Source organism: Halosimplex yunnanense, assembly GCF_054504345.1.
The window spans coordinates 159033-185097 of record NZ_JBTJEL010000037.1 but is presented as its reverse complement, the minus strand read 5'-3'; the positions used below and the strand labels follow the sequence as shown (position 1 = coordinate 185097).

26 protein-coding genes and 1 pseudogene are annotated in these 26065 nt (G+C 67.7%); 14 read left to right on the top strand and 13 right to left on the bottom strand.

Annotated elements, in window-relative coordinates; translation table 11 throughout:
• Positions 1 to 234: 234 nt before the first annotated feature.
• A complete protein-coding gene (locus AB2U09_RS19745; protein ID WP_459194460.1) occupies positions 235 to 597 on the bottom strand; it encodes a winged helix-turn-helix transcriptional regulator in 363 nt (120 codons plus the stop codon).
• A gap of 58 nt (positions 598 to 655) precedes the next feature.
• Between AB2U09_RS19745 and merB the strand changes: the two genes are divergently transcribed.
• Positions 656 to 1330 (top strand): organomercurial lyase, encoded by a 675-nt coding sequence (gene merB, locus AB2U09_RS19740; RefSeq protein WP_459194459.1) that lies wholly within the window; start codon positions 656 to 658, stop codon positions 1328 to 1330.
• A 56-nt stretch (positions 1331 to 1386) separates the two neighbouring features.
• Here the strand turns inward: merB and AB2U09_RS19735 are convergent, their stop codons facing one another.
• Positions 1387 to 2364, bottom strand: coding sequence for a nucleotidyltransferase family protein (locus AB2U09_RS19735; protein ID WP_459194458.1), 978 nt, complete (start codon positions 2362 to 2364; stop codon positions 1387 to 1389).
• A gap of 134 nt (positions 2365 to 2498) precedes the next feature.
• Here AB2U09_RS19735 and AB2U09_RS19730 point away from each other — a divergent pair, with 134 nt between their 5' ends.
• Positions 2499 to 2789: a transcriptional regulator gene (locus AB2U09_RS19730; protein WP_459194457.1), complete on the top strand. Its 291-nt coding sequence runs from the start codon at positions 2499 to 2501 to the stop codon at positions 2787 to 2789.
• A 30-nt stretch (positions 2790 to 2819) separates the two neighbouring features.
• On the opposite strand, the gene AB2U09_RS19725 is transcribed toward AB2U09_RS19730, so the two are convergent.
• Positions 2820 to 3365, bottom strand: coding sequence for a Rieske (2Fe-2S) protein (locus AB2U09_RS19725; RefSeq protein WP_459194456.1), 546 nt, complete (start codon positions 3363 to 3365; stop codon positions 2820 to 2822).
• Positions 3366 to 3494: 129 nt separating this feature from the next.
• Here AB2U09_RS19725 and AB2U09_RS19720 point away from each other — a divergent pair, with 129 nt between their 5' ends.
• Entirely contained in the window at positions 3495 to 4571 is a 1077-nt protein-coding gene (locus AB2U09_RS19720) for a saccharopine dehydrogenase family protein (RefSeq protein WP_459194455.1), read from the top strand.
• A 9-nt stretch (positions 4572 to 4580) separates the two neighbouring features.
• Here AB2U09_RS19720 and AB2U09_RS19715 read toward each other — a convergent pair whose 3' ends face one another.
• From AB2U09_RS19715 to AB2U09_RS19695, 5 genes are all read right to left on the bottom strand, one after another.
• Positions 4581 to 5534 (bottom strand): aminotransferase class IV, encoded by a 954-nt coding sequence (locus AB2U09_RS19715; RefSeq protein ID WP_459195130.1) that lies wholly within the window; start codon positions 5532 to 5534, stop codon positions 4581 to 4583.
• Positions 5535 to 5554: 20 nt separating this feature from the next.
• On the bottom strand, positions 5555 to 6280 hold the full coding sequence (locus tag AB2U09_RS19710; RefSeq protein ID WP_459194454.1) for an anthranilate synthase component II: 726 nt from the start codon (positions 6278 to 6280) through the stop codon (positions 5555 to 5557).
• On the bottom strand, positions 6273 to 7784 hold the full coding sequence (pabB, locus tag AB2U09_RS19705) for an aminodeoxychorismate synthase, component I (RefSeq protein WP_459194453.1): 1512 nt from the start codon (positions 7782 to 7784) through the stop codon (positions 6273 to 6275). Before pabB ends, AB2U09_RS19710 begins: the two co-directional genes overlap by 8 nt.
• 69 nt (positions 7785 to 7853) lie before the next feature.
• A complete protein-coding gene (locus AB2U09_RS19700; RefSeq protein WP_459194452.1) occupies positions 7854 to 8555 on the bottom strand; it encodes a helix-hairpin-helix domain-containing protein in 702 nt (233 codons plus the stop codon).
• Positions 8556 to 8644: 89 nt separating this feature from the next.
• Positions 8645 to 9460 (bottom strand): shikimate dehydrogenase, encoded by an 816-nt coding sequence (locus AB2U09_RS19695; RefSeq protein WP_459194451.1) that lies wholly within the window; start codon positions 9458 to 9460, stop codon positions 8645 to 8647.
• 145 nt (positions 9461 to 9605) lie between these two features.
• Between AB2U09_RS19695 and AB2U09_RS19690 the strand changes: the two genes are divergently transcribed.
• From AB2U09_RS19690 to AB2U09_RS19670, 5 genes are all read left to right on the top strand, one after another.
• The gene (locus tag AB2U09_RS19690) at positions 9606 to 11018 is read left to right on the top strand and encodes a calcium:cation antiporter family protein (RefSeq protein WP_459194450.1); all 1413 of its coding nucleotides are present in this window, start codon (positions 9606 to 9608) and stop codon (positions 11016 to 11018) included.
• Between the two features lies 1 nt (position 11019).
• Positions 11020 to 12435, top strand: coding sequence for a D-aminoacyl-tRNA deacylase (locus AB2U09_RS19685; protein WP_459194449.1), 1416 nt, complete (start codon positions 11020 to 11022; stop codon positions 12433 to 12435).
• 399 nt (positions 12436 to 12834) lie between these two features.
• A complete protein-coding gene (gene ftsZ / locus AB2U09_RS19680) occupies positions 12835 to 14007 on the top strand; it encodes a cell division protein FtsZ (RefSeq protein WP_459194448.1) in 1173 nt (390 codons plus the stop codon).
• Between the two features lie 108 nt (positions 14008 to 14115).
• The gene (locus AB2U09_RS19675; RefSeq protein ID WP_459194447.1) at positions 14116 to 16578 is read left to right on the top strand and encodes a BGTF surface domain-containing protein; all 2463 of its coding nucleotides are present in this window, start codon (positions 14116 to 14118) and stop codon (positions 16576 to 16578) included.
• 120 nt (positions 16579 to 16698) lie between these two features.
• On the top strand, positions 16699 to 17553 hold the full coding sequence (locus tag AB2U09_RS19670; RefSeq protein ID WP_459194446.1) for an MBL fold metallo-hydrolase: 855 nt from the start codon (positions 16699 to 16701) through the stop codon (positions 17551 to 17553).
• Positions 17554 to 17584: 31 nt separating this feature from the next.
• On the opposite strand, the gene AB2U09_RS19665 is transcribed toward AB2U09_RS19670, so the two are convergent.
• Positions 17585 to 19225, bottom strand: coding sequence for a potassium channel family protein (locus AB2U09_RS19665; protein WP_459194445.1), 1641 nt, complete (start codon positions 19223 to 19225; stop codon positions 17585 to 17587).
• Between the two features lie 153 nt (positions 19226 to 19378).
• Here AB2U09_RS19665 and AB2U09_RS19660 point away from each other — a divergent pair.
• Positions 19379 to 19705, top strand: a pseudogene (locus tag AB2U09_RS19660) (ATP-binding cassette domain-containing protein); the annotation flags it as partial.
• Between the two features lie 168 nt (positions 19706 to 19873).
• On the opposite strand, the gene AB2U09_RS19655 reads toward AB2U09_RS19660, so the two are convergent.
• Both AB2U09_RS19655 and AB2U09_RS19650 read right to left on the bottom strand, forming a co-directional pair.
• Positions 19874 to 20671, bottom strand: coding sequence for an ABC transporter permease subunit (locus tag AB2U09_RS19655; RefSeq protein WP_459194444.1), 798 nt, complete (start codon positions 20669 to 20671; stop codon positions 19874 to 19876).
• Positions 20668 to 21666, bottom strand: a complete 999-nt coding sequence (locus AB2U09_RS19650; RefSeq protein ID WP_459194443.1) for an ABC transporter ATP-binding protein — start codon at positions 21664 to 21666, stop codon at positions 20668 to 20670. The genes AB2U09_RS19655 and AB2U09_RS19650 overlap by 4 nt, the downstream gene beginning before the upstream one ends.
• Positions 21667 to 21832: 166 nt before the next feature.
• Here AB2U09_RS19650 and AB2U09_RS19645 point away from each other — a divergent pair, with 166 nt between their 5' ends.
• The 5 genes from AB2U09_RS19645 (at position 21833) to AB2U09_RS19625 (ending at position 25086) form a co-directional block, all read left to right on the top strand.
• The gene (locus tag AB2U09_RS19645) at positions 21833 to 22006 is read left to right on the top strand and encodes a protein translocase SEC61 complex subunit gamma (protein ID WP_459194442.1); all 174 of its coding nucleotides are present in this window, start codon (positions 21833 to 21835) and stop codon (positions 22004 to 22006) included.
• 1 nt (position 22007) lies between these two features.
• Positions 22008 to 22445 carry a transcription elongation factor Spt5 gene (locus tag AB2U09_RS19640; RefSeq protein WP_274325850.1) on the top strand — a complete coding sequence of 146 codons (438 nt, stop codon included), beginning with the start codon at positions 22008 to 22010 and terminating at the stop codon, positions 22443 to 22445.
• 198 nt (positions 22446 to 22643) lie between these two features.
• On the top strand, positions 22644 to 23615 hold the full coding sequence (locus AB2U09_RS19635) for an ABC transporter ATP-binding protein (protein ID WP_459194441.1): 972 nt from the start codon (positions 22644 to 22646) through the stop codon (positions 23613 to 23615).
• Positions 23612 to 24493: an ABC transporter permease subunit gene (locus tag AB2U09_RS19630; RefSeq protein WP_459194440.1), complete on the top strand. Its 882-nt coding sequence runs from the start codon at positions 23612 to 23614 to the stop codon at positions 24491 to 24493. The genes AB2U09_RS19635 and AB2U09_RS19630 overlap by 4 nt, the downstream gene beginning before the upstream one ends.
• A gap of 5 nt (positions 24494 to 24498) precedes the next feature.
• Positions 24499 to 25086 (top strand): hypothetical protein, encoded by a 588-nt coding sequence (locus AB2U09_RS19625; RefSeq protein WP_459194439.1) that lies wholly within the window; start codon positions 24499 to 24501, stop codon positions 25084 to 25086.
• Between the two features lie 97 nt (positions 25087 to 25183).
• On the opposite strand, the gene AB2U09_RS19620 is transcribed toward AB2U09_RS19625, so the two are convergent.
• Entirely contained in the window at positions 25184 to 25489 is a 306-nt protein-coding gene (locus AB2U09_RS19620) for a DUF7565 family protein (RefSeq protein WP_459194438.1), read from the bottom strand.
• Between the two features lie 84 nt (positions 25490 to 25573).
• A complete protein-coding gene (locus tag AB2U09_RS19615; protein WP_459194437.1) occupies positions 25574 to 26056 on the bottom strand; it encodes a metal-dependent hydrolase in 483 nt (160 codons plus the stop codon).
• Positions 26057 to 26065 lie beyond the last annotated feature (9 nt).

Here is a 26065-nt window from a genome sequence, read left to right as displayed (position 1 = left end):
CGACCACACCCCACGTAGCGCCTCGAAACGCGATTAGAACGAGCAAAACGAGCGCTAAACGGCGAACAGAGAACAGGCGTTCAGTCGCCGAGTTCGAGTTCCCCGTGTTCATGTTAGAATGTTCTGTGTGTCTCACAATAGGTCTTCTCCCGCTCAGTTCGCAGACGTACGTAACGGATCAGCCGTCTGTTACGGGGACCGGGCTGAACGGCGAAACTCGGGACTCGACTGCCGCTAACAGCACTCCGCACCGCGTGCTATCGCCCACTCGACAAGCGGTTGCAGTCGCTCGCCGAGTTCCGCGCCCTCGTCGCTCAGTTCGTACTCGACGCGGGGCGGAATCTCGGCGTAGCGCTCGCGCTCGACCAATCCGGCCTCGACGAGTTCGTCCAGCCGCGTCGACAGCGTCGACGTGCTCGCCTCCGGGAGGTGGTCCTCGATCTCGCCGAATCGCACCGTCCCGTGGTTCGCGACGACGCAGACGATGTCCATCACGTACTTGCGGCCGAGCAGCGCCATCGGCTCCGACAGCAGGCAGTGACACGCCGGGTCCTCGCACTCACAGCCCGTCTCAGCCATCGCTTCGGATTCGCGCATCTGGATCGATACTTTGGACTTGACAGCTTAATAACTTTGGTCTACGAAGTATAGGCGCATGTGGGTTGATGCAGGAGATTCGAACGGAACCGAACCGAAGACGACTCTCGCAGACGTGTCTCTGCCGCCGGAGGTCGGCGACGGGTTCGCGCGGCTCTACGGGAGCGACGACCGACCGGAGACGGCCGCCGAGTGGGTCGCGGACATGCGGGAGGCTATCGAGCGGGCGCACGGCCGGAGTCCGACCGTCGACGACCTCTGTACGGTCGACGACGGTGACCACGCCTTCGTCGGGGAGGACCGCTCGCAACGGTACATCTGTGTCCTCGACCCGCTGGTCTATCCGTTCCTGACTGGAGAGACGGGAACCGTCGTGTCGACGACGCCCGTGCGCGGAACCGAGATCACGTTCGAGACGGAGGGCGACCGAGCAACGGTCTCACACGACGACGCGCTCGTCTCGATCGGCGTCTCCGACGACGTGGAACGGACGGACGACATCGCGATCGAGGACGTCTACCGCGAGGTCTGCGGGTACATCCAGACGTTCGCGGACAGCGAGGAGTACGAGACGTGGGCCGCCGAGGCCGACGCGGCGACGACAGCTATCCCGGCCGAGGAAGGCGTCGCGGTCGCCCGAGGGCTGGCCGACGCGCTCTTCGACGCCGACACGACGGCGGGTGACGACGCATCGGAAGACGGCGAGTGCTGTCCCGATAGCACCTGCTGCTGAGCGGTGCTCTCAAACGGGAGCAGAAGAGGAGGGGACGGATGATGCGACGCCGGCGGTCAGTGCCCGCCGTCGCCGTTCGTGATGGTCGTGTGTGCGCCGATGAGCGCGCCGGCGAGGTCGAGGTTCTCGATGCGGGTGTCGCGGTCGATGATCGACTCGCGGATGTCGCAGTCGCGCAGTTCGGCCTCGGGGAAGACGATCGAGTTGTCCAGATGCGAGTCGACGACCGTCGAGTCCTCGAGGACGTGGACGTTCTCGCCGATCTCCGTGTTCTCGACGGTGGCGCTCTCGGCGATCTGCGTGCCGCCGTCGAGGTGCCACGCGACGGCGTCGAGGTAGCTCTCGGGCGTCCCGATGTCGAACCACGCCTCGTCGAAGGGGAAGGCGTACACCGAGTCGCGCTCGACGAGCCACTGGAGGAACCAGCCGGGCTCGTCGGGGTTGTTGCCGTCTTCGAGGTACTCGCCGAACCGCACCTGGTCGGAGGGGAAGACGTAGCAGGCGATGGAAACCAGCGTGCTGTTGGGACTCTCGGGCTTCTCCTGGAAGTCGACGACCTCGTCGCCGTCGAGGGTGACCAGCCCGTAGGACTTTGCCTTCTCGCGCGAACCGACGTCGTAGGCGGCGAGGGTCGTCCCGCCTTTCTCCTGGTAGAAGTCGATGAAGTCGCTGACGTCGAAGCTGATGAGGTTGTCACCGGCGATGACGAGCAGGTCCTCGTCGTCGACTCCCTCGCGGTCGACGAGCTGGGCGAGCGCGCCGATGACGCCGAACTTCTCGTCCTCATCGGTGGTGTCCTCGACCGACAGCTTGGGCTTCTCGTAGTCGCGCTCGGCGAGGTGAGCCTCGAAGTCGGGGGCGAACCGCTCGTTCGTGCTGACGTAGACGTCCTCGATCCGGTCGTCGGATTCGAGCTCCGAGAGCACGCGATCGATGACGGTCGTCTCGCCCACCGGTAGCATCATCTTCGGCCGATGGCGCGTGATCGGCCAGAGGCGGGTGGCATACCCACCCGCGAGTACGACAGCGTCCATACCAACTCCTCCTCAGGGGTCCGTCAAGGTCTTTTTCATTGCCATGCCGTACCACGGTCGTCCCCGGTGGCGATTAGCCGGCGGTCTGGGGCTATCGGCAGAAAGGATTTGTCACCGCTTCCCCAACCTCCGGTATGCGCGAGGCCACCCGGACGACGCGCCAGCGAATCGCCGACCGCCTGCGGGACGAACCGATGGCCGCCGGCGCGCTCGCCCGCGAGTTCGAGGTCCGGACCGACGCCGCGCTCGACCACGTCGAACACATCTCCCAGTCGCTCGAAGCCACCGACGAGACGCTCCTCGTCGCCCCGCCGACGTGCGAGGACTGTGGATTCGACGAGTTCGATGATCTCGTCAACCGCCCGGCGCGCTGCCCGGAGTGCAAGTGCGAGTCCGTCACCGAACCGACGTTCGTCATCGAGTAGGTCCGCTCTCCGCGGGAGCCAGAGGACCTGCTATAGAATCACGTTCGAGGACGACGAGAGATCGTCGTCGTCGCTTTCGACCGGCCCCTCGCCGACGTACTCGTACTCCTCGTCGGCGAGATAAACGCCGCCGTCAGCGACCCGGACGTCGATCTCGTTCAGGAACGCGCCCTCGCAGGGGCCGTAGGTACACTCCCCCGAGCCGGCCTCGAACAGCGCGCCGTGGTTGACGCAGATGACCTCGCCGTCCCGGACCGGCGCGCCCGAGCCCTTGTCTAGTTTGATGTGGGTCATGTGCTGGCAGTAGTTCAGCCAGCAGGCCACGTCGTCGGCGGGGTCGCCGTCCGCTGTCGCCAGCCGCAACAGGATCGCTTCGCGCACGTCGTCGTCCTGTTTCATGTCGTCGGGCATCGCGATGCCGTCGTCCGCGTCGCCGTCCTCGGCATTTGCAGCGGTCGACTCGTCGGATCTGAGCGCGGCGTCGCCGCTCGCCACGGCGTCGTCCGAGCGCACGCGAAAGAGGAAGGTGTCGTCGGTCGAGAGGTCCGCCAGGTCGGCGATCCGCGTCCCGTCCATACCTCAGGGTGGAGCCGTCGCCGTTTGAACGGATCGGTTGCCGCAACCCCGTCGGAGCCACCGCGAACCGGGCGGACGAGATAGCTGCACACCACACGTTTTTCCACGTACCCGTCGAACGCGGGGACGATGGCCGATCTCCTCGTCTACGGCTCGTACGGATACACCGGGTCCCTGATAGTCGACGAAGCGATCGACCGGGGACTGGAGGTGATCGTCGCCGGTCGCGACCGCAACGCCGTCGAGAACCAGGCGATCAGACAGAAGTGCGACGAGCGGGTCTTCTCGCTGGACGAGCCGCGACTGGTAGACCACGCGCTGGAGGAAGTCGAGGCGGTCCTCCACTGCGCGGGCCCGTTCGCAGACACCGCCGAACCGATGGTCGAGGGGTGTCTCCGGACCGGGACGCACTACCTCGACATCACCGGGGAGATCGAGGTGTTCGAGCGACTGGCGGGCTACGACGACGAGGCCGCGGAAGCGGGCGCGATGGTCCTTCCGGGCGTCGGGTTCGACGTGGTGCCGACGGACTGTCTGGCGGCCCACCTCGCCGAGCGCTTGCCCGACGCAGACCGGATCGCCCTCGGGTTCGAGGCATCCGGCGGAATCTCCCCGGGGACCGCGAAGACGGCCGTCCGCGGACTCGGCGACGGCGGCGCGGTCAGGCGGAAGGGGCGCATCGAGGTGGTGCCGATCGGGAGCGACACTCGCCGGATCGACTTCGGCCGAGGCGAACGCACCGCGATGGCGATCCCCTGGGGCGACGTGTCGACCGCCTACCACACGACCGGGATCGAAACCGTCTCCGTCTACACCGCCGTCCCCTCGTGGGTCCCCCGTGCGGCCCGTCTGGCCGAACTGTTCGGCCCGCTCGCCGGTTCCGGCCCGGTGCAGTCGCTACTCGAATCGCTGGTCGACGCCCGCGTCGACGGCCCGGACGAGCGCACGCGACGAGAGGGGCGAAGCTACGTCTGGGGCGAGGCCGAGACCGACGACGGCGAACGGGCGGTCTCGCGGCTCGTCGCGCCGGAGACCTATCGCCTCACGAAGCTCACCGCGGTCGAGATCGCCGAGCGCGTCGCCGACGGCGACGCCCCAGCGGGGTTCCAGACGCCCGCGGGCGCGTACGGGGCGGACCTGATCCTCGACATCGAAGGCGTCGAGCGGACCGACGACCCGATCGAGACCGTCCGAGAAAACCCCTGATACGCCGTTCTATTCGTCGCCACCGGCGTCCCCGGCGTCGGTGGGCGCACGGTCGTCGGTTCCCTCCTCTACATCCTCGCTCTGCTCGGTGTCGTAGTGCGTGCGCTCGACGCGCTCGTCGTACAGCCGGGCGAGGAGTTTCGTCATCGGGCCGATGCCAACGTCGATGCCGTCGACGCTCTCGATGGGGCGAATCTCCCACGTCGAGTTGGTCAGGAACGCCTCGTCGGCGTCCCGCAGGTCGTCGAGCGTGTAGCGGCTCGTCCGGACCGAGAAGCCCTCGCTCTCGGCGAGGTCGATGACGACCGAGCGGGTGACGCCCGGCAGGATCGGCAAGTCGGCGCTCGGCGTCTTCAGGACCCCCTCGTCGACGAAGAAGAGGTTACTCGTCGCGCCCTCGGCGAGGGAGCCGTCGGTCGTCCGCATCACGGCCTCGTCGGCGGCGAACTCGTCGGTGGCGGCCCGCCTGAGTTCGATACGCGCGAGGATCCCCGGCAGGTAGTTGTGGGTCTTCGCGTCGGAGGGGAACGACTCCGCGGGCGGCCGGCGCGTCCGGACGGTCTGGACCGTCGCGGGGCCGTCCCAGACGGGGTCGCCCTCGACCCCGCCGCGACCGAGCGGCGAGACGTAGACGACGACCGTCGGGTCCACGTCGGGGTCGGGCGTCAGTTTCCCGGGCTGGACGCCGCGCGTGACCGAGACCTTCAGGTACGCTTCCGAGAGGTCGTTCGCGGCGAGCGTCTCGTCGACTCGTTCGCGCAGGTCGTCGGGGACTGCATCCGCGAAGCCCAACGTCTCGGCCGTCCGCTGTAGGCGGTCGCGGTGGGCGTCCCACGCGAACGGCTCGCCGCCGTAGACCCGGAGCGTCTCGAAAGCGCCGTCGCCGTACATGAACCCGCGGTCGCGGACCGAGACGGTGGCGTCGCCCGCGGGGACGAGGTCGCCGTTCACGTGATAGGTCAGTTCGTCGTCGGGTTTCTCGCTCACAGCGATCCCTCCAGCGCCGCGCGACAGAAGCTCTCGATCATCTGTTTGCCGTGTTCGGTGAGGATGCTCTCGGGGTGGAACTGGACGCCGACGTGGGGCCGCTCGTCGTGGCGGACGCCCATCACGACCCCTTCCTCGTCGTCCGTGTGGGCTGTCTCGATCAGGCAGTCGGGCAGGTCTACCCGCTCGACGGCTAGCGAGTGATAGCGGCCGACCTCGAAGCGGTCAGGGAGGCCCGCGAAGACGCCGCGGCCGTCGTGGCTGACCGTCGAGGGCTTGCCGTGGACGACCGCCTCGGCGTGGCGCACGGGCGCACCGTTGACCGCACAGAGCGCCTGGTGGCCGAGACAGACGCCGAGCGTCGGGTAGTCGAGGTCGCGGAAGATCGGCATCGAGACGCCCGCCTCCTCGGGGGTACCCGGCCCCGGCGAGACGACGATCGCATCGGGGTCGAGTTCGCGGATCCCGGCGACGTCGACGGCGTCGTTGCGGCGGACGACCACCTCGCCGTCGGCGACCTCGGGGAGCCAGTCGGCGGTCGTGACCACCTCGCCCAGGTACTGGACGAGGTTGTATGCGAACGAATCGTAGTTGTCGACGACGAGGACGGTCATCTCTCCCGCGGTGTCGACGGCCGTCGCGTCGGCGGCGAGTTCGGTCTCGTCCGCGAGCGACTCGCCGACGGTACCGGCCGCGGCCTCGGGCGCGGAAGGATCAGTCATGGTCCTCCACCGTGAAGGCGGCCCGGGCGCCGAGCGCCTCGTCGACGGCGGTGACGAGCGCCCGACCCTTGTCGAGCGTCTCCTCGTACTCGCGGTCGGGGACCGAGTCGTGGACGATCCCGGCCCCCACGCGGAGGTGGTACTCCTCGCCGTAGCGGACGAGCGTCCGGATCACGATGTTGAGCGTCGCCCGCCCGTCGAACCCGAAGATGCCGATGCTGCCGGTGTAGGGCCCCCTGCGGGTCGCCTCGACCTCGTCGATGATCTCCATCGTCCGGGGCTTCGGCGCGCCGGTGATGGTACCACCGGGGAACACGGCCGCGACGGCGTCGCCGAGGTCGAACTCGGGCCGCAGGCGGCCCTCGACCAGCGAGACGAGGTGCATCACCTCGGAGTAGCGGTCGACGCGGCGGTACTCGCTGACCTCGACGCTTCCGTACTCGCTGACCTTCCCGAGGTCGTTGCGTTCGAGGTCGACCAGCATCGCGTGCTCGGCGCGCTCTTTCTCGTCGGACGTGAGGTCCTCCGCGAGGAACTCGTCCTCTTCGGGCGTGTCACCGCGCGGGCGCGTCCCGGCGATGGGTTCGGTGAGGAGGCGCCCCCCCTCGCGTTCGAGCAGGAGTTCCGGGCTCGCGCTCACCAGATCCACGCCGGGGAACTCCACCAGTGCGGAGTACGGCGCCGGGTTCACGCTCCGGAGCGCGTCGAAGGCCGCGACCGGGTGGACGGCCGCGGGGGCGGTCAGTCGCTGGGAGACGTTCGCCTGGAACGTGTCGCCCTCACGGATATACTGCTTGACGCGGCGGACGCGGTCGGCGAACGCCTCCCGGCCGCAGTCGCTCTCGAACTCGGCTTCGTCGGTCGCTACGGGAGGGTCGCCGACCGCGGGGTCGCCGTCGACCGCGTCCCGGGCGAGTGCGAGCGAACGCTCGCGGCCGTACTCGTAGGCTTCGGCCGGACCGCGCGCGTCGGAGTCGTCGCCTCCGACGCGGGGACAGGCGGTGATCCGGAGCGTCGTCTCCCCGTCTCTCGGTTCTTCCCACGCGGCGAGGCAGTCGTAGACGCCGATCTGGAGTCGCGGTAGCTCCCGGTCGGGGTCGGCGCTCTCCGGTAGGTCCTCGAGTTCGCGGGCAACGTCGTAGGAGAGCCAGCCGACGGCGCCGCAGGGGTAGGGCACCTCGCAATCGCCGCGGGCGAGGGACTCCCGATCGAGTCGGTCGACGAGCGCCGCGATGCTCGGGGACTCTCCGCTGGGGGCGTCCGAGACGTCCTCCGGCCAGACGGTGAAGCGGTCGACCGGCTCGACGCCGAAGTATCCCCAGCCGGACTGCCCGCCGGTCGTTTCGAGGTGGAACCCGCCGGGGCCGTCGCGGGCGCGGCGGTAGGCGTCGAACGGGTCGGACACGGTGACGCGGACTTCGACGGGGACGCGGGCGCCGGCCGGACCCGCGGCTGCGGCGCGCTCGAAGGCGTCCCTGCCCGTCACGACCCGTGGCTCGGTCATCGCGTGGACAGAACAGGTGCGGGAGTAACCGTTTTGCGGTCGCCGCAAGCGACGGACGCGGCCGACGGCTCAGTAGAGTTTCGCCTGCTCGACCCAGTTCTCGACGCGCGAAGCGGCGATGTCGGTCTCCTCGGCGACTTCGGACGGATCCGCGGACGCGAGCCCGCCGACCCCGTCGATCCCCGCAGCGCGGAGCCGTTCGGCGTACGTCGGGCCGATCCCCTTGATGTCCTCGAGTTCGGCGTCGGGCGCCGGTTCCTCCGGGCTGGGAGACGCCCCGTCGCTGTCGCCCGTCTCCGCGGCCTCGGCCCCCTCGTCCGATTCAGCCGCGTCGTCCGATTCAGCCGTGTCGGCTTCCCCGGCCGGTTCCGCTTGCTCGTCCGGTTCGGCTTCGTCGGTCCCCTCGTCGACCTGTTCGGCTTCGTCGTCAGATTCCGCTTCCCCGTCGGATTCTGTCTCCTCGTCCGGTTCGGCTTCTTCGATCGGTTCGGTGGCGTCCCCCTCGGACGGCTCGTCGGTCTCGAGTCCCTCTGCGGCGGTGTCGGGGTCGATCGCCGCGCTCGCCGAGTCGGTGTCGGCTGTCGGACCGGTATCGCCGGCGGTGTCAGTCCCCTTGACAGCGTCTTCGCTGGCGGTCGCCGGTTCGTGCTCGACGGTCACGTCGACCCCGTCGCCCCGATGCGGTCCGTCGGTGGAGGACGCTGCAGACTGAGAATTCGACGCAGACGTGCCCAGCCCGAGTGCAGATTTGATTCGCTCGATAAGCCCCATAGCTGACAATAGCGTACCCCATCACTTAACCTCTTTCTGCACTCTCGCGGGAACTGACCGCCCGTACCGGTCCCGTCCGGCAGTACGTGTCAGATTTTTGAACGGATCGTCTCGTTCATCGCTTCGACCGGCGCGTCGCGACCGGTCCAGCGCTCGAAGGCCTCGACGCCCTGATAGAGAAGCATCCAGGCGCCGTCGACCGTCGTCGCGCCCGCCCGTCCGGCGTCTCGGAGCAGCCGCGTCTCCAGCGGCCGGTACACCGCGTCGAGGACGCCCAGATCGCCGTGGAGCGCCTCGGCGGGAACCGGGGTCTCGTCTTCTTCCATCCCGACGCTCGTCGCATTGACCAGCACGTCCGCGTCCGCGAGCAACTCGGCGAGCGCGTCGAGGCCGTGGCCGGTCACATCGGGACCGTCTCCGTCGCCGCGCACGTCCGCAGCAAGGTCGTGAGCCTTCGACTCCGTGCGGTTGGCGATGCGGACCTCCATCCCCTCGTCCGCGAGGCCGAACGCGACGGCGCGCCCGGCGCCGCCGGCGCCGACGACGACTGCCGTTCCGTCGAGTGCAACGTCGTGCGCGCGGAGGGCCCGCGTGGCACCGACGGCGTCGGTGTTGTGGCCAGTGGGTTTCTCGCCGGAGAAGTCGACGGTGTTGACCGCGCCGATGCGACGCGCGAGCGGGTCGGGGTCGACGGCGTCGAGCACGTCCTGCTTGAACGGGATCGTGACGTTGAGGCCGGCGACACCCAGATCGGCGGCGCCCTCGACCGCGGCCGTGGCGCCGTCTTTCGGCGGTTCGAACGTGACGTAGCGGGCGTCGAGGCCGAGCGCCTCGTAGCCCGCCTCGTGCATCGGCGGGGACAGCGAGTGGCCCACCGGGTTGCCGATGAGTCCGTAGACGTCCATACCGGCCTCTGTGGAGCGGCCGACATAATCGATGCGCTCCGTTCGTCGGCTCCGATTCAGGGGTACCGTGCCCGTCGATACGGACGGGTGCCCGGGTGGCGCCCTTTCGCAACTATTTCATACGGACACGGCGTGACCCTCGGTAGTGAGTCGTCTCAGTCACCCACTGGTTCAGGTCGCCGCCGCAGTGGTCCTCACCGCGGGCTGGGTCGTCGTCTTCTTCGGCGGCGCCGCCCTCCCGGTCGTACCGACGTACGAGGAACTGGGCGTCGTCCTGACAGTCGCGGTCAGCGGCGTCGCCGTCCTCGGTGCCTCGTTCCTGCTCGCGTGGGGCGCTGAGACGGCAGAGAAAGACGTCCCACGGGCGTTCGCGATCGCTATCCTCGCGGTGCTGGCGGTCGCCCCGGAGTACGCCGTCGACGCGCTGTACGCCTGGAACGCCGGCGCGGGCGGTGCGACGACCGCGGCCTGCGCTGATCTCTCGTCCACCGCGATCGAGAACGGCGGGACCGAACTCGCCCGCGCCTGTCACGACGCCAACCTCGCCGTCGCGAACATGACCGGCGCCAACCGTATCCTCATCGGCATCGGGTGGGCCGGCATCGCCGTATTCACGGTCTGGAGGGCCGCCAAGACACGCGACACGGCCGTCCGCGACCGCGAGGGTTGGCTCGCCGACGCGGTCACGCTCGACCGCGACATCGCCACCGAGGTCGCCTTCCTCTTCCTGGCGACCGTCTGGGCCTTCTTCGTCCCGCTCGGCGGCGGCATCGACGCGCTGGATACGCTGTTGCTCGTCGGCCTGTACGTCACCTACATCGGGATCATCATCCGCGGCGACATCGAGGCCGAGGAGGAGCACGTCGGCGTCCCGAAGTACTTCCAGAGCTGGTCGCTACCGTGGCGGCCGCTGGTCGTCCTCACGCTGTTTGCCTACTCGGGCGCGATGATCTTCACCGCCGTCGAGCCGTTCGCCCACGGCCTGGAGACCATCGGCGTCAACAACGGCATCCCCGAGTTCTTCATGATCCAGTGGATCGCGCCGCTGGCCTCCGAGAGCCCGGAACTCATCGTCGTCGTCGTGCTGGTCAACAAGGCGCGCTCGACCGCCGGGTTCAACGCCCTCATCTCCTCGAAGCTCAACCAGTGGACGCTGCTCATCGGGACGCTCTCGGTCGTCTTCTCGCTGGCCTACGGGCAGTACGGCGTCCTGCCGTTCGACTCGAAGCAGGCCGCCGAGATCTGGATCACGGCCGCCCAGTCGTACTTCGCGCTGTCAGTCCTCGTCAACTTCGAGATCAGCGTCCGCGAGGCGCTGACCATCTTCGTCCTCTTCATCTCACAGGTGCTGCTGGAGTTCGTCATCATCCGCGATATCGTCGCGGTCCCCCTGACGAGTCACGAACTCCTGCTCGTCTACGCGGCGGCGTACGTTCTCATCGGGACGGTGCTGTTCGCCATCCGCCGCAAGGCGCTCAGGCGGATGCTCGGACTGGCCGCCGACGCCGGCCGGACAGCCATCGGCCGCGAACCGATCCACCCGGAGCACGCCGACTGAGATGCTCGCCGTCGTCGTCTCCCGTGCGGACTCCGCGTCCGTCCACATCGGCGAGCGCCTGCGTGAGGTGACCGACTGGACCGAACACACGGACGGGAACCGGTCTGATGCCGACGGAGGCGGGACCGTCTATCGCACCGGCTCGGTCGAACTCCGGGAGTTCGACGCCCTGCACCTCGACATCGACGACGCGGCCGAGGCCTTCGGTCGGGTCGACGGCGAGGGCGCGGTTCGCGAACCCGACCTGCTCGTCTTCGCCTCCCGCCACGCGGGCGAGACGGACGAACTCCTGACCGCTCACCCGACCGGTAACTTCGGCCCCGCCGAGTACGGTGGGAAGCCGGGTCATTTCGCGCGGACGTGTCCGAACGCGCACACCCGCGTCGTCGAGGCGCTGGAAGCCCACGCGCCGCCGGGCTACGATGTCGGCGTCGAATGTACTCACCACGGTCCGACCGCGGTCGGCGTCCCCTCGATGTTCGTCGAGGTCGGCAGCGCCGAACCCCAGTGGGAAGACCCCGATGCGGCGGAGGCCGTCGCGCGCGCCATCCTCTCGATCTCCGACGTAGTGCCGGACGCACCGCCCGAGAACGGGCACCGGCGCCACCTCGTCGGCTTCGGCGGCGGCCACTACGCGCCCCGGTTCGAGCGGGTCGTCCGCGAGACCGACTGGACGGTCGGTCACGTCGCCGCCGACTGGTGCCTCGACGCGATGGGCGACCCTACCGCCAATCGCGACGTGATCCGCCGGGCCTTCGAAGCGAGCGCCGCCGAGTACGGCCTCGTCGAGGGCGACCGCCCGGACCTGAAACGGGTCGTCGCCGACCTCGGCTATCGCGTCGTGAGCGAGACGTGGGTCCGGGAGACCGCGGGCGTTCCGCTCGCGCTGGTCGACGCCGTCGAGGACCGACTGGACACGGTCGGCGAGGGCGTCCGGTTCGGCGACCGAGCGGTGGCCTACGAACGCGACATCGGCCACGGCGAGTTGCAGGCGGATCTCACCGTGGTCGACCTCCCCACTGAACTCGTTTCTGCAGCTGCAGGTGTCGACAGCGACGCGACGCGCGAGGCAGTCGCCGAGTCGACGATCGCGTACGAGACGACCGAGGGTGGAACTCGGCTCGGCGACCGGGCCGTCGTCGACGGCGACCACGATGCGGACGCGCTCGTCGCCGACCTCGCCGGCGTCCTCGAAGCGGGGTACGACGCCGTCGAGCGTGAGGACGGCGTCGTGGTCGCCCGCGAGACCGCGTTCGATCCCGAACGCGCCCGGACGCTCGGCGTCCCGGACGGCCCGAAGTTCGGGAAACTGGCCGACGGCGAGGCCGTCACTGTCAACGGCGACCGGATCGACCCCTCGGTCGTCCACGTCGACCGCGAACACCGCTTCTCCGTCGACGACCTCGTCACTGAGTGACGCAGGCGGACCACTGTCGCTCCGCTGAACTTTCCTCTCACCAGAACCTCGCTTCCGACGCACTGCTACGGGCCCGCGATCGCGAAGTGGTACCGTTAGATTATGCGTCGCGTCTTCCCGGATCACCCGCGCAGCGGGCGCACCCGACCCGCGAAATCTGCGCGCTGGTAGTATCTGACTGCTAACTGGGACGTATCCGATCTCCACTCGAAACATACCCTGCCGCGCGGCGGCGATTCTGACGTTTCAGGTGGAGATCGGCCGAGGCGTCGATCCCCGGCGGTAACGCGGGCTTACGGGGCTGTCGACGCCGGTACGGTCGTGCTACCAATCGTCAGTCAGCCGTCTGACGCTCAGGAGAAGCTTAATAAATGTTGGCCATCAACGGGAACTTAAATTATGGACTCTATAATAGACGACGCGATCGACGAGGCGGAGGAAGAGCGCGAGGCTGCGTCCCAGCAACAGGACGCTCAGGGCCAGGAGAGCACGGGGGCGACGGGGCGAGACGAGATGTCGACGTCGGGGCAGATGTCCGACGAGGAGCTGGCCGACGTCGTCAAAGATCTGGAGACGAAGATCACCGTCGTCGGCTGCGGGGGCGCCGGCGGCAACACCGTTACGCGGATGATGGAAGAGGGGATCCACGGGGCGAAGCTCGTCGCCGCGAACACGGACGCCCAGCACCTCGCCGACGAGGTGGCCGCGGACACGAAGATCCTCATCGGCCGCAAGCGCACGGGCGGTCGCGGGGCCGGTTCGGTCCCGAAGATCGGCGAGGAAGCGGCCCAGGAGAACATCGAGGACATCCAGCAGTCCATCGACGGCTCGGACATGGTGTTCGTCACCGCCGGCCTCGGCGGCGGGACCGGTACCGGCTCGGCGCCGGTCGTCGCGCAGGCCGCACAGGACCAGGACGCACTCACCATCTCTATCGTCACGATTCCCTTCACCGCGGAAGGTGAGCGACGGCGCGCCAACGCCGACGCCGGACTCGAGCGTCTGCGCGCGGTCTCGGACACGGTCATCGTCGTCCCGAACGACCGCCTGCTCGACTACGCGCCGAGCATGCCTCTGCAGGACGCATTCAAGATCTGCGACCGCGTCCTGATGCGCTCGGTCAAGGGCATGACCGAACTGATCACCAAGCCCGGCCTCGTCAACGTCGACTTCGCCGACGTTCGCACGATCATGGAGAACGGCGGCGTCGCCATGATCGGCCTCGGCGAGTCCGACAGCGAGAACAAGGCCCAGGACTCCATCCGTTCGGCCCTGCGCTCGCCGCTGCTGGACGTGGAGTTCGACGGCGCCAACTCCGCGCTCGTCAACGTCGTCGGCGGCCCCGACATGTCCATCGAGGAGGCCGAGGGCGTCGTCGAGGAGATCTACGACCGCATCGACCCCGACGCCCGCATCATCTGGGGCGCCTCCGTCAACAACGAGTTCGAGGGCAAGATGGAGACGATGATCGTCGTCACCGGCGTCGAGAGCCCGCAGATCTACGGCAAGAGCGAGGCCGAGAAGGAACGCGCCGCGAAGGAACTCGGCGACGACATCGACTACGTCGAGTAGTCGGATTCGAACCCCGAACTTTCCGTTTCCTTTCTCTCAGTAGCGAGAGCGTTCGTCCGGTATTTGATCAACATAAAACACTTTTGAGAGGGTGGTGAACGCGCCGGTATGTCACCCTCGCCCTCCCTCCGTGCGGCCGCCCACGGCGCCGCCGTCGCGCTGATAGCAGGCGCGATCGTACTTGGGATCGGTTCGGCTACCGCGCTCGGCGCCGGCGGTCCCGGAAGCGGAATAGACGGTCACGCCGGCGACGAAGTCGCGACGGGGTCGGTCTCGAACGGGACGAACGCGACGGTCATGGTCGCACCTCGAGGGACGGTCGACCGGTTCACGTCTGCCGAGGCCATCGATAGGGTCCGCGAAGACGGGCGATTGACGCGGTCGCCCCTCATCGCCATGGGAGACACGGTCGTGTTCCGGTTGACACTACCCGGGATCGCCGACGCGGTCGTGAACGCCTCGGGAGACACCGACGACTCGCGATTCCGGTCGTTCCTCGGCCGCGAGAACGTGTCGCTCCGCGCCGTCCAGAAGCACGTCAGTCCGCAACGGCCGCGCCACTACTTCTATCTCAACGGGTCGGTCGGACAGACGGTCGTCGCCGATCCCGGTAACGACACCTACTACGTCGCCGCCGACCTGACGGACGTTCCGAGTTCCGGACAGCATTCCGATATCGACCGCCACCCCGTGGGTGACTTCGTTCCGCGCCTCGTCGTCGACGGCGAACATCGATTGAATCCCGGCGACCTCGACGGGGAGAACCAGACGGGCGAGTTCGAACTCCTGTCCCGCGATGCCGCGCCGAGCGGCGTCGAGAACGATGCACGACTCGATCCCGGGTTCGCGGCCGCGTCGAACCAGACGGTGACCGGGTACACGACGCTCGCTCCGGGGTCGACCGTCACCGTCAGGGTGACGAACGCCACAGGTGTCGAGACGCCCCGGACCGCGACGGCCCGAGTGACGCGGGAGACAGTCGACCCCGACGAGTACGGGCCGCCGAAATTCGTCTTCGAGACCGCACTGAACCTCAGCGGCGTCGAACCCGGGACCGACGTCGGCCTCCTCCTCGCGTCGAACGGAACTACCTTCGACGTCTACGATCACGACCAGTACCTCGCGCCCGTCGACGACCCGACCGCGGCGGTAGACCTCCCTGCCGACCCGATAATCGACGACTCGGTCCGGATCGACCGAGCGACACTGCCCGACGGCGGTTTCGTCACCGTCGTCCGGCCGAGCGACGATACGGTCGTCGGCAGCAGCGACTATCTCGATCCCGGCACTCACGAGGGGCTACGTGTGGATGTCAGCGAACATGTCACCGACAACTCGACCCTCCGGGTCGCCCTCGCTCACGACTCCGACGGCGACGGAAATCACTTCGTCGGTGCCGACCGGTACTACGCCGACTCGATGCGACCGGTGGGGACGACCGTCTCGTGGAACGCCACCGCAGCGGCGATCGATACCCAGACCACGCGACCGAACGCGACGGTCATGGTCGCGCCGGACGGGAAACGGGAGGCGCTGTCATCGCGGGCGGCCATCCGTCGGGCGCAGCGGGAGGGGTGGCTCACGCGCTCGGACCATCTGGCGATCGGGGATACGTTCGTCCTCCGACTGACCGCACCGGGCATCGCCGGCGCGGTCGCAAACCAGACAGGGTCCACAGACGAAGCGCGATTCGAGTCCTTCCTCGCGGATTCGAACACGTCGCTGCTGGTGAGCGAAAAACACCTCAGTCCGTCACGCTATCGACGACACCTCCACCTCGACGCGGCGAACGTGACGACGGTCGTCGCCGACCCCGACAACGACACCTACTACGTCGCGACCGATCTTACGGCGCTTCCGTGGTCCTCCGGAGACAGCGGGGAACGGTCGTTCTCCGAACCGCGTCTGGCCGACGGCGACGAGTACGTCCCGCGCTTCGTCGTCGACGGACATCACCGATTGAATCCCGGCGACATCGGCGAACCGAACCAGACCGGACAGTTCACGGTTTCTATCCCCGATGCGACGGTAGCGTTCTCGAACGAGACGACGGAGACGGTTCGGATCGGACCGGCGTCGAATCAGACGATCACTGGACTCACGAACATCGCACCCGGATCGACAGTGACCGTCCGACTGTTCAACGGATCGGGCGAACCGTTTCCCGTCACCGACACGGTGCGGACGAAGCGGCGGTCCGAGGGCGGTGAGGGTTCACAGTTCCGGGCGACGTACGACCTCAGTAGCGCGGATCCGGGGACCGAGTTCGACGTCGAAATCCGAGCGAACGATACCCTGATCGGTGACGTGTACAACGGTTACGTCGACCCGGAACTCGCACCGGCGCCGACACCGACTCCGACCGAGACGCCGGTACCGTCGCCGACTGCAACCGAGACGCCGACTGCCACCGTCCACGACGATCCGGGCAACACGCCCTCACGCGTGCGAACGACCGAAACGACACCGACGACTACGGGAGACGGCCCCGGATTCGGGCCGGTCGTGGCGCTGGTCGGTGTCATCGGCACCGTGATACTCGCATCCCGGCGCCGCGGCTCTCACGAGTAGCGGATATTCGGGGATGAGCACTTCCGCGACCGCCGCCGGAAGGTTTACCCGCCCTCGATGGGACCGGTCGCGCATGCACGTTCACACCGAGACCGACGCCGCGGACTGGCAGGTGACTCGATGACGATCAACAGCGACTGGGGCGAGTGGTGGGCCCGCGAGGAGTTCAACGGCCCCGACGTGGAGGGCGTGTCGCTGTGGTTCCTCGGCGTGACCGGCTGGGCGATCCGGACGCCCGAGACCACGCTGTTCATCGACCCGTACTTCAGCACCGAGCGCGACCGCGAGTACATCGCGCGGATGCCGCCGGTGCCGATGGAACCGCAGTGGGCCGACTCGTGCGACGCCGTGTTCTGCACGCACGACCACCGCGACCACTTCTGGCCGCCGTCGTTCGGCCCGCTCCTCGATATCGACGGCGCCTCGATCCACGCGCCGGACGCGTGCTATGAGAACCACGACATCAGCGAGATCGCCGACGACCAGCAGGAAGTCGTCGAACCCGGTGACAGCTACGAGGTCGGCGACCTGACGGTCCACGTCCGGGGCGGCCGCGACCCCGACGCAGACGGGAGCGTCACCTACGTCCTCGAACACGACGAGGGGACCATCTTCCACGGCGGCGACAACCGCCCCTGCGACGCGTTCGAGGCCGTCGGCGAGGAGTTCGACGTCGACATGGGCATGCTCTCGTACGGGACGAGCGCGCGCCTCTATCAGGACGGCGAGGTCGTCCGGCGGAAGCTGTACAACGACGCCCAGGACGTGATCGACGCCGCGAACATGGTCGGGATCGACCGGCTCGTTCCGACGCACTGGCGGCGCTGGCGAGCGATCCAGGCCGACCCGGGCGCGCTCTCGAAGGCAGCGACCACCTTCGAATACCCCCGGATCATCGAGGAGATCGAGGTGGGCGACCGCCTCCGTCTCGGCCAGCCCGGCATCGTCCAGCCGACGCGCCTCGGCGGGGAGTAGACCGCCCGGCAGGGGCGATATCTGGTGTAATTCACCCTCGCCCGAACACTTCCGTGAAGCGGTTCGTGGCTTCGTCCGGTCCGGCGACGACGAGATCGTCGTCGGTCTGCGGTCGGAAGTCGGGGCCCAGATCGGTGAGGACGGTGCCGTTGCGCTCGACGGCGACGACGGTGACGCCGGTCCGGTCGCGTACGTCCGCCTCGCCGAGCGAGTGGCCGACGAGGCCGGGCGCGCGGGTGCGGACGACCTCGACCTGCGTGTCGAGGGAGATGACGTCCTCGTCTTCGAGGACGACCGAGGCGACCATCCGGCCGGTGACGGTCCCGAGCGAGAGGACGTAGTCGGCGCCGGCGCGGTACATCTTCTGGACGGACTCGGCCTCCTCGGCGCGGCCGATGATCTCGACGGCGGTGCTCTCGTCCCGGACGACCAGCGTGGCGAACTCCGCGGCGGTGTCGTCGGGAATCGCGAGGATGACCGACCGCGCGGTAGAGAGTCCCGCCCGTTCGAGTACCTCCGGATCGGTAGCGTCGCCGACCACGTCGACGCCCGGCTCGTCATTCTGGTCGACGACGGTGTAGGGCAAGCTGGCCTCGTCGAGGACCCCCGTGATCGTCCGACCGACCTCGCCGTAGCCGACGACGATGGTCTCGCCGGGAGCGTGTCGGCGCACCTTCGAGCGGGTTCGGTCGGCGAGCCGTTCGAGCTGTGACTTCTCGCCGGTCAGCAACAGGACGGTCCCCGGCTCGATGACGGAGTCTGGCGCGGGCGGGCTCTCGAACTCGCCGTCGAACCACGCGCCGATGACGTTGACGCTGGCGCGCTCGCGCAGGCCGCTCTCGGCGAGGGTGCTGCCCGCGAGGTCCGCGCCGCGGTGGACCGGCAGCTCGACGACGTCGAAGTCCTCGCCGAGTTCGACCGCGCTGCCCAGGTCCGTGGAGACGCCGGCGGTCACCTTCCGCGCGAGGCTCTCGCCCAGCAGCGGCCGCGGCGACAGCACCGCGTCGGCGCCGGCGAGCTCGTGGTAGCGCGCGCGGTCCGGCTCCTCGACGACGCTGACCACCCGGACGGACTCGTCGAGTTCCTTGGCGGTCAGGACGATGCTCGCGTCGACCTGGTCGGAGACGTCGGCGACCAGCGCGCGGGCGTCGGTGAAGTTGGCCGCCTCCAGCCCGCTCACGGAGTCGGGATCGGTGTGGATGACGTCGTAGCCCTCCTCGTAGAGGTCGGTGGCGCTCTCGCGGTCCGGTTCGACGATGACCCACTCGACCCCGCGGGAGTCGAGTTCGGCGATGAGCGTCTCGACCCTGGGCGTGTAGGTCGCGACGATGACGTGGTCTTCGAGGCTGTTCTCGACCGCGGAGGGGACGGTCGTCGACAGCGCCTCCTCGAAGGCGGGGAAGGCCACGACCGGGAGCGCGAGGAAGATCATGACCGTCCCGATGATGTCCATGACGCTGACGAACGCGAGCATAACGGAGGATTCCCAGCCGGCCTGGGCGCCGTAGCCGGTCGTCGTGAACGTCTCGACGATGAACTGGAAGGCCTCGAAGTACGTCTTGGGGTCGCCCTCGAAGTTCGCCATCCCGTAGTGGTAGACGAGGGTGAACGCGAACATCGAGAGGGCGAGCACGCCGGTGTACCAGACCGACCGGCGCTGCCACGTGTTCATTACCCGTGTGGTTACCGTTGTCCCGTAAAACGGTTCTGGGAGGTGGATCGACCGTCACCGATGGGAGCCTTTGGGGCCGAGATCGAATTCGGCTGCGGCCGAAGTACGCAGTTATTTACTGTAGTAATGTAATTTGCAAATGTACAAGTAATAATGAGTGCGATCGAGATTGACGGACTCACGAAACGGTACGGGAGCGTCAATGCAGTAGACGGGCTCGACCTGACAGTCGAGCGCGGTGAGGTGTTCGGATTTCTCGGCCCGAACGGTGCGGGGAAATCGACGACGATCAACGTATTGCTCGATTTCGTGCGGCCGACCGACGGTCGCGTCTCCGTCCTCGGATACGATCCGCGGACGGAGAGTCGCGCTGTCAGAGACCGGATCGGCATCCTTCCGGAGGGGTACGACCTCTACGGGCGCCTGACGGCGCGCCGGAACGTGGCGTTCGCCATCGAACTCGAAGACTCCGACGACGAGTGCGGCGACAACTGCGGTGGCACCACCTGTTCACCCGCCGGCAACTGCTGGCTCTCACGACGTGAGTGCAGCGAAGACTGCCGACAGAACGGCTCCGACCACTACTGCCACGACGACTGCCACTGCGGGTGCTGAGCGTCGAGCGCAGGCAATTACCCTCTCACTTTTTTAGAACTCGGCCCTCCGGAACGCCCAGTATCCCGCTGCTGCAGGAACGATTGTCCATGCCAGTAGCACGGCCAGCATCGCGGGCGTCGACAGCAGCGGGTCGGTCACCGGGACGGCGTAGATGTTCTCTTTCGGCGTCGCCGCCTGACTGTAGGCTCCGAACGGGCTGAGTCGTGCGAGGAATTCGAATAGGACGCCGCCGGACTCGGAGCCTGCGCGACCGCCATTCGAGGGGGCGACCATCCCGACGATATGCGGCCAGAACAGCGACCAGACGTAGAAGCCGAGCGCGGCACCGACGGCCCGCAGTCTGGTCGGCGAGACCGCCGAGACGGCGATCCCGACGGCGGTGTAACACAAACAGACCAGCACCGTGGGCACGGCGACGGTCACGGCGTCGCCGATGAAACCGGGATCCGTGATCGCGAGGACGCCCGACAGCACGGCGAATCCGGCCGCGACGGCCCCACAGGTCAGGACCGCCCGTGAGGCGAGCGTCCCGAGGTAGACATCGCCACTCGTCAGGGGCGTTCCGAACAGCAGTCGGTGACGGCCTGACTCGCGGTCGGCGGCGAGCGTCACCGAGGCCGTCAGCAGTGCGCCGAGCGGGACGGCCGTCCCCGCGACGAGCCACAGCGAGAACGCGAGGAAGTCGGGTGTTAGCGGCCCGTTCGACAGAGCGCGCCCGACGACGACGCTGCCGACCGTCGCGGCGACCGCGAGTCCGACCACGAGCCGCCCGACGGTCGTCCGCCGCACCACCGCGAGGTCGTGACGAAGGAACGACGCCACGGTCATTCCGCTCGCTCCCCGTCGAGTTTCGGGTTCCGGTCGGCCTCGAGGGTTGGACGTGACCCGTCCGCCGATCCGCTGCGGTCCCGCGCGACCGTCTCCGCAAAGACCTCTTCCAACCCGGTTTCGACGATTTCGAAGTCCACTACGGAGCAGCCCCGGTTCGCGTGCTCGATGACGTCGGCCTTCGCGGCCGGTTCGGTGCAGGCGACCGAAAGTGCGCAGCCGTCGCGTTCGACCGCCGCCACGCCGTCGATCGAGCGCAGTCTGTCGAGCGTGTCCTCGTCAGCCGGCCGCTCGGTCGTTAGTCGAAGTTGCTTGTTCCCCCCCACACGCTGTTCGAGCGCGTCGACGTCCTCGACTGAGACGACCTCTCCGTCAGCGAGGATGGCTGCTCGGTCGCATAGTGCCTCGACCTCGGCGAGCCGGTGGCTGGAGAAGAAGACGGTCGTCCCCGCCTCCGCCCGCTCGCGGACGAGTTCCCGGACGAGGACGACGCCTTCGGGGTCCAGCCCCGACATCGGTTCGTCGAGGATCAGCAGATCGGGGTCGCCGGCAAGCGCCGCGGCGAACACCAGCCGCTGGCGCATCCCAGTCGAGTAGCCCTCGACCGGCCGCTCGACCGCCTCGTCGTCCAGCCCGACGGTGTCGAGAAGCCGGTCGAGGTCCCCGTCGGCCGACTTCAGCCGCTGCAGCAGGCGGAGATTCTCCCGGCCGCTCAATCCGCTGTAGAGACCGTAATCCTGCGGTAGGACGCCGATCCGGTCGCGTACGGTCCGCGGGTCTGCGGTCACGGACGTTCCGAAGACGAGCGCTCGACCCTCGGTCGGCGTCGTCAGCCCGAGGAGGACATCGATGAGCGTCGACTTCCCCGCCCCGTTCGGACCGAGCAGACCGTATACCGTCCCTCGACCGACGCTCATATCGACCCCGTCAAGGGCTCTTACAGGCCCGAAATCCTTCCTCAGCCCCTCGACTGCGACGGCGTTCGCCGTTTCCATGAGTGTCACACTACTGTAGAGAATTTATTATTTTCCGTAGCCATGAACGTCCAGTGATCGAAAGCCGATGCTCGGTCGGGGCGAAACGGGCGGTCGACCGACGCGTCAGACGGGCAACCGGCGCCGACCACAATATAGAAAAGCACGGACTGGCAACGGACAGAACATGAACGTTCCCTACGACCTGAACTCCTACGTCCGCGTGCTGAAACTGGCCAGCACGCCGTCGTGGGACGAGTTCTCGCAAGTCGCGAAGATCGCCGGGGCCGGCATCATGCTCGTCGGCATCCTCGGCTTTTTGATCTTCGTGGTCATGAACTTCATCCCGGGAGGGCCCTGAGATGGGCATCTTCGCCGTCAAGACCACGGCCAGTCAGGAGCGGACCGTCGCCGACATGATCATGAACCGCGAGGAGGAGTCCATCCACGCCGCGCTCGCTCCGGACTCGCTGACCTCCTACGTCATGGTCGAGGCCGAGGACTCCGCCGTCTTCGAGCGGATCTCCGACGAGATTCCCCACATGCGCGGCGTCGTCCCCGGCGAGTCCGGGATCAGCGAAGTCGAGCACTTCCTCTCGCCCAAGCCGGACGTCGAGGGCATCGCCGAGGGGGACATCGTCGAACTCATCGCCGGCCCGTTCAAAGGCGAGAAGGCGCAGGTCCAGCGCATCGACGAGGGCAAAGACCAGGTCACCGTCGAACTGTACGAGGCGACCGTCCCGATTCCGGTCACCGTCCGCGGCGACCAGATTCGCGTCCTCGACTCCGAAGAGCGATAAGCTACCGTCCGGCGGCTTCGCCGCCGGTTCCCCGAACTCGCGCACAGCGCGAGTTCGGCCTTTTTGCCCCATCTTTTTGGCGGAGTGGTGGGCGCGGTTTGCCCACCACTCCGCGAAAAAGGTGGTTGGTCAAACGCTCATCGAACCCAGGGGAAGACACTTACTGGCCCCCCGTGTGTCGATTGACGAGAACCACACATGCCCTCCATCCAGACGAACGGGTTGACAAAGGAGTTCGGCGACGACGTCGTCGCCGTCGACGGGCTCGACCTCACGATCGAGGAAGGGGAGATATTCGGCTTCCTCGGGCCCAACGGCGCGGGGAAGTCGACGACGATCAACATGCTGCTCGACTTCATCCGGCCGACCGCGGGGTCGGCGCAGGTGTTCGGGATGGACGCCCAGGACGAGGCGGCGGCCATCCGCGAGCGCATCGGCGTGCTCCCCGAGGGGTACGGCTTCGACGACTACCTCACCGGCCGGGAGTACATGGAGTGGGCTATCGAGACGAAGGGCGCCGAGGACGACCCCGAGCATCTGCTCGACCTCGTGGGGATCCGCGAGGACGCCGGTCGGGTCGCCGCCGGCTACTCGAAGGGGATGCAACAGCGCCTCGCCTTCGGGATGGCGCTGGCCGACGACCCCGACCTGCTGATCCTCGACGAGCCATCGACGGGGCTGGACCCGAACGGCATCCAGCACATGCGGTCGCTCATCCGCGACCGGGCGGACGACGGGACGACCGTGTTCTTCTCCAGTCACATCCTCTCGGAAGTCGAGGCGGTCTGCGACCGCGTCGGCGTGATGAACGAGGGGAAACTGGTCGCCATCGACACCATCGACGGCCTGCGCGAGAGCGCGAGCGGCGAGGCGACCATCGAACTGGAGTGTGCGAGCGCGCCCCCGACCGACGGGGTCGCTGACATCGACGGGGTCGCCACGGTCGACGTGGCGGGGACGACGCTGACCGCGACGTGTACCGACCCGCGCGCGAAGGTCGACGTGGTCAAGCGCGTCGACGCCCGTGCGGAGGTGGTCGACATCCTCGCGGACAACACCTCGCTCGAGGAGCTGTTCAACCAGTTCACCGGCGGCGGCCGCGACGGTGACGTCGACGTGCCGGCGGGCGCAGCCGGCGAGCGCGGCGAGGCACAGGAGGTCTCCACATGAGTACGGTCACCGTCGCGAAGAAGGACTTCAAGGCGGCGCGGCGCTCGAAGATGCTCTGGGGAGCGGCCATCGCGCTCGGGATGATCGCCGCGTTCCTCGCGTACGTCTCCGGAGGGGCCGCAGCGACCGACGTCCGGCGGGTCCAGTCGCTGTTCCGCACGCTGGGGATGTTCCTCGGCGTCCTGTTGCCCATCGTCGCGCTGGTGGCGAGCTATCTCGCTATCGCCGGCGAGCGCGAGGGCGGCGGGATCAAGTTCCTCCTCTCCTTGCCGAACACGCGCCGCGGCGTCTTCGTCGGGAAGGTACTCAGCCGGAACGGCATCGTGGCCGGCGGCGTCGCGTTCATGTACGTCACGGCGGTCAGCGTCGCGCTGACCCGCCACGGTGCGTTTCCGGCGGCAGTGATATTCGGCACGCTGCTGGTGACGCTGGTGTACGGGTCGACGTTCGTCAGCATCGCGCTGGCGATGTCCTCGGCGGCGGCCTCCCGGAGTCGCGCCATCGCGGGCGCGTTCGGGACGTACTTCCTGCTGGTCATCCTGTACCTCTTCCCGATCGCATCTGTGAGTGACATCGCCCGCTGGATCCACACGACGATCCTCGGCGCCGACGCCAACCCCGACCTGTACAACGCCGTCCAGTACACCAGTCCGTACCTCGCCTACCGCAAGGCGATCAACCTCGTGATGCCCGAAGCAATGCGCCAGAACGTCTTCCGGTCGAGTCTTCCCGAGGACCTCCGATTCGATCCGGTCGGGGCCAACGACGCGCTCCCGATGTACCTGCAGGACGAGGTTTCACTGGTCGTACTGGCGTTCTGGCTGGTTGTACCGCTGCTGATCGGCTACTGGCTGTTCGAACGGGCGGACCTGGAGTGATATCGATGAATCGACGGAACACACTCGGTACGGCGCTGGTGGTACTGGCAATCGTGCTGTTCACGGTCCCGGCGTTCTTCCCGGTCCAGCCGGTACTGGTCCACGACACGGACAGGTCGGTGAACGCACCGCCGGAGGAACTGCGACAGGAGGGGTACCGGATCATCGGCTACGAGAACCTCTCCTCGCGGGGCCAGGAGCTGTACGTGGAGGCGCTGAAACAGCGTCGCGACTACAGCGTCCCCCAGGGGCAAGGCGCCGACGAGTTCCCCTATCTCAACCAGACCGAGATCCAGCAAGTCTACAGAAACGACAACCGGAGCGATCTCGACCAGGTCGTGATCAAGCGGCCGGCCGACGACAGCGGGCTCCCGCCGGCCGGCGAGTACTACCACGAGCGCGACCCCGAGGAGACGAACATGACCGAGCAAGAGCGCGAGCAACGCCGCGAACGGGCCCTCCGCTACGACGCCATCGAGACGACGATGGAGCAGCCGCCACTGGGCGCGACGCCGCAGCTGCTCCGGCTTGCGGCCGTGCTGTTCGCAGTGCTGTCGCTCGGCGTCGGTGGATACCTGTTCTCCTCGAAGTAGCCGGCGCTCGCGGGGTCTTTTCGACGGCCGAATCGGTACCGACTGCGAGTGAGAGCGGAGAGAACGGCGGGAGCGCGACGACGGAGCGACGCGGTTCTCAGAGGCTGCCGCTGCCGCCTTCGAGGCGGTCGATGACCTCGCGGATGTCGGCCTCTTCCTCGATGGTCTCTTTGACGTTCTCGCGGCGGCGGACCTCCTTGGCGGTGGCGTCGTAGGCGCGGACGTACTCTGCGCGACTGTGTTCGTCGAAGGCGTGGCGGATGGCGAAGTAGCCGTCTGGGAGGACGGTCCCGCAGACCTTGCACTCGATGCGTTCGTGTGCCGTCGACTGGTGGACGATCAGGTCCTCGACGCGTTCGAACTGGTCGTCGTCGCCGTCGATCGCACACTCCCAGGGGGCCATCGTACCCGAGACATGCCGGCCCCGTAATAAAAATATTCCCCCTCGACCGGCGGACGGCGGCCGATCCGCCGTGGTCGGCTGCCCTCAGACCGGGAGCACGCCGCTCAGGTCCGGGAGATACGCGGGGAGCACGTAGACGAGTCCGGCGGCGACCGTCAGTTCGAAGGCGGTGATGGCGAGCATCATCGCGTCGGAGAAGTCGCTGCTGACGGGGACGCCGACCGGGGCGCCGAACTCCTCGTCCCACAGCGGGTAGAAGAGGGCGATCCCGCGGGTCGTACCGAACACGTCGAGGACGTAGTGGGAGAGGACGCCGAGCCAGACCCACTGGAGGTTGTCGAAGTAGATCGGGTAGGCGGCGACGATCCCGAGGACGAAGACGTTGTGGAGGGTCTTCCGGTGCTTGCCGAAGTGGGTGTCCACGTCGGGGAAGAGTGCGCCCAGGACCAGCGGCACGAACACCGCCGCGACGGTCCGGAAGGTCGCCGCGTCGCCGGCCGGTTCGAGGACGAACCCGAGCCCGACGGCGAGGATGACCGCGTTCAACACGTGTCCGCGCTTGTTCATCGGCGGTTT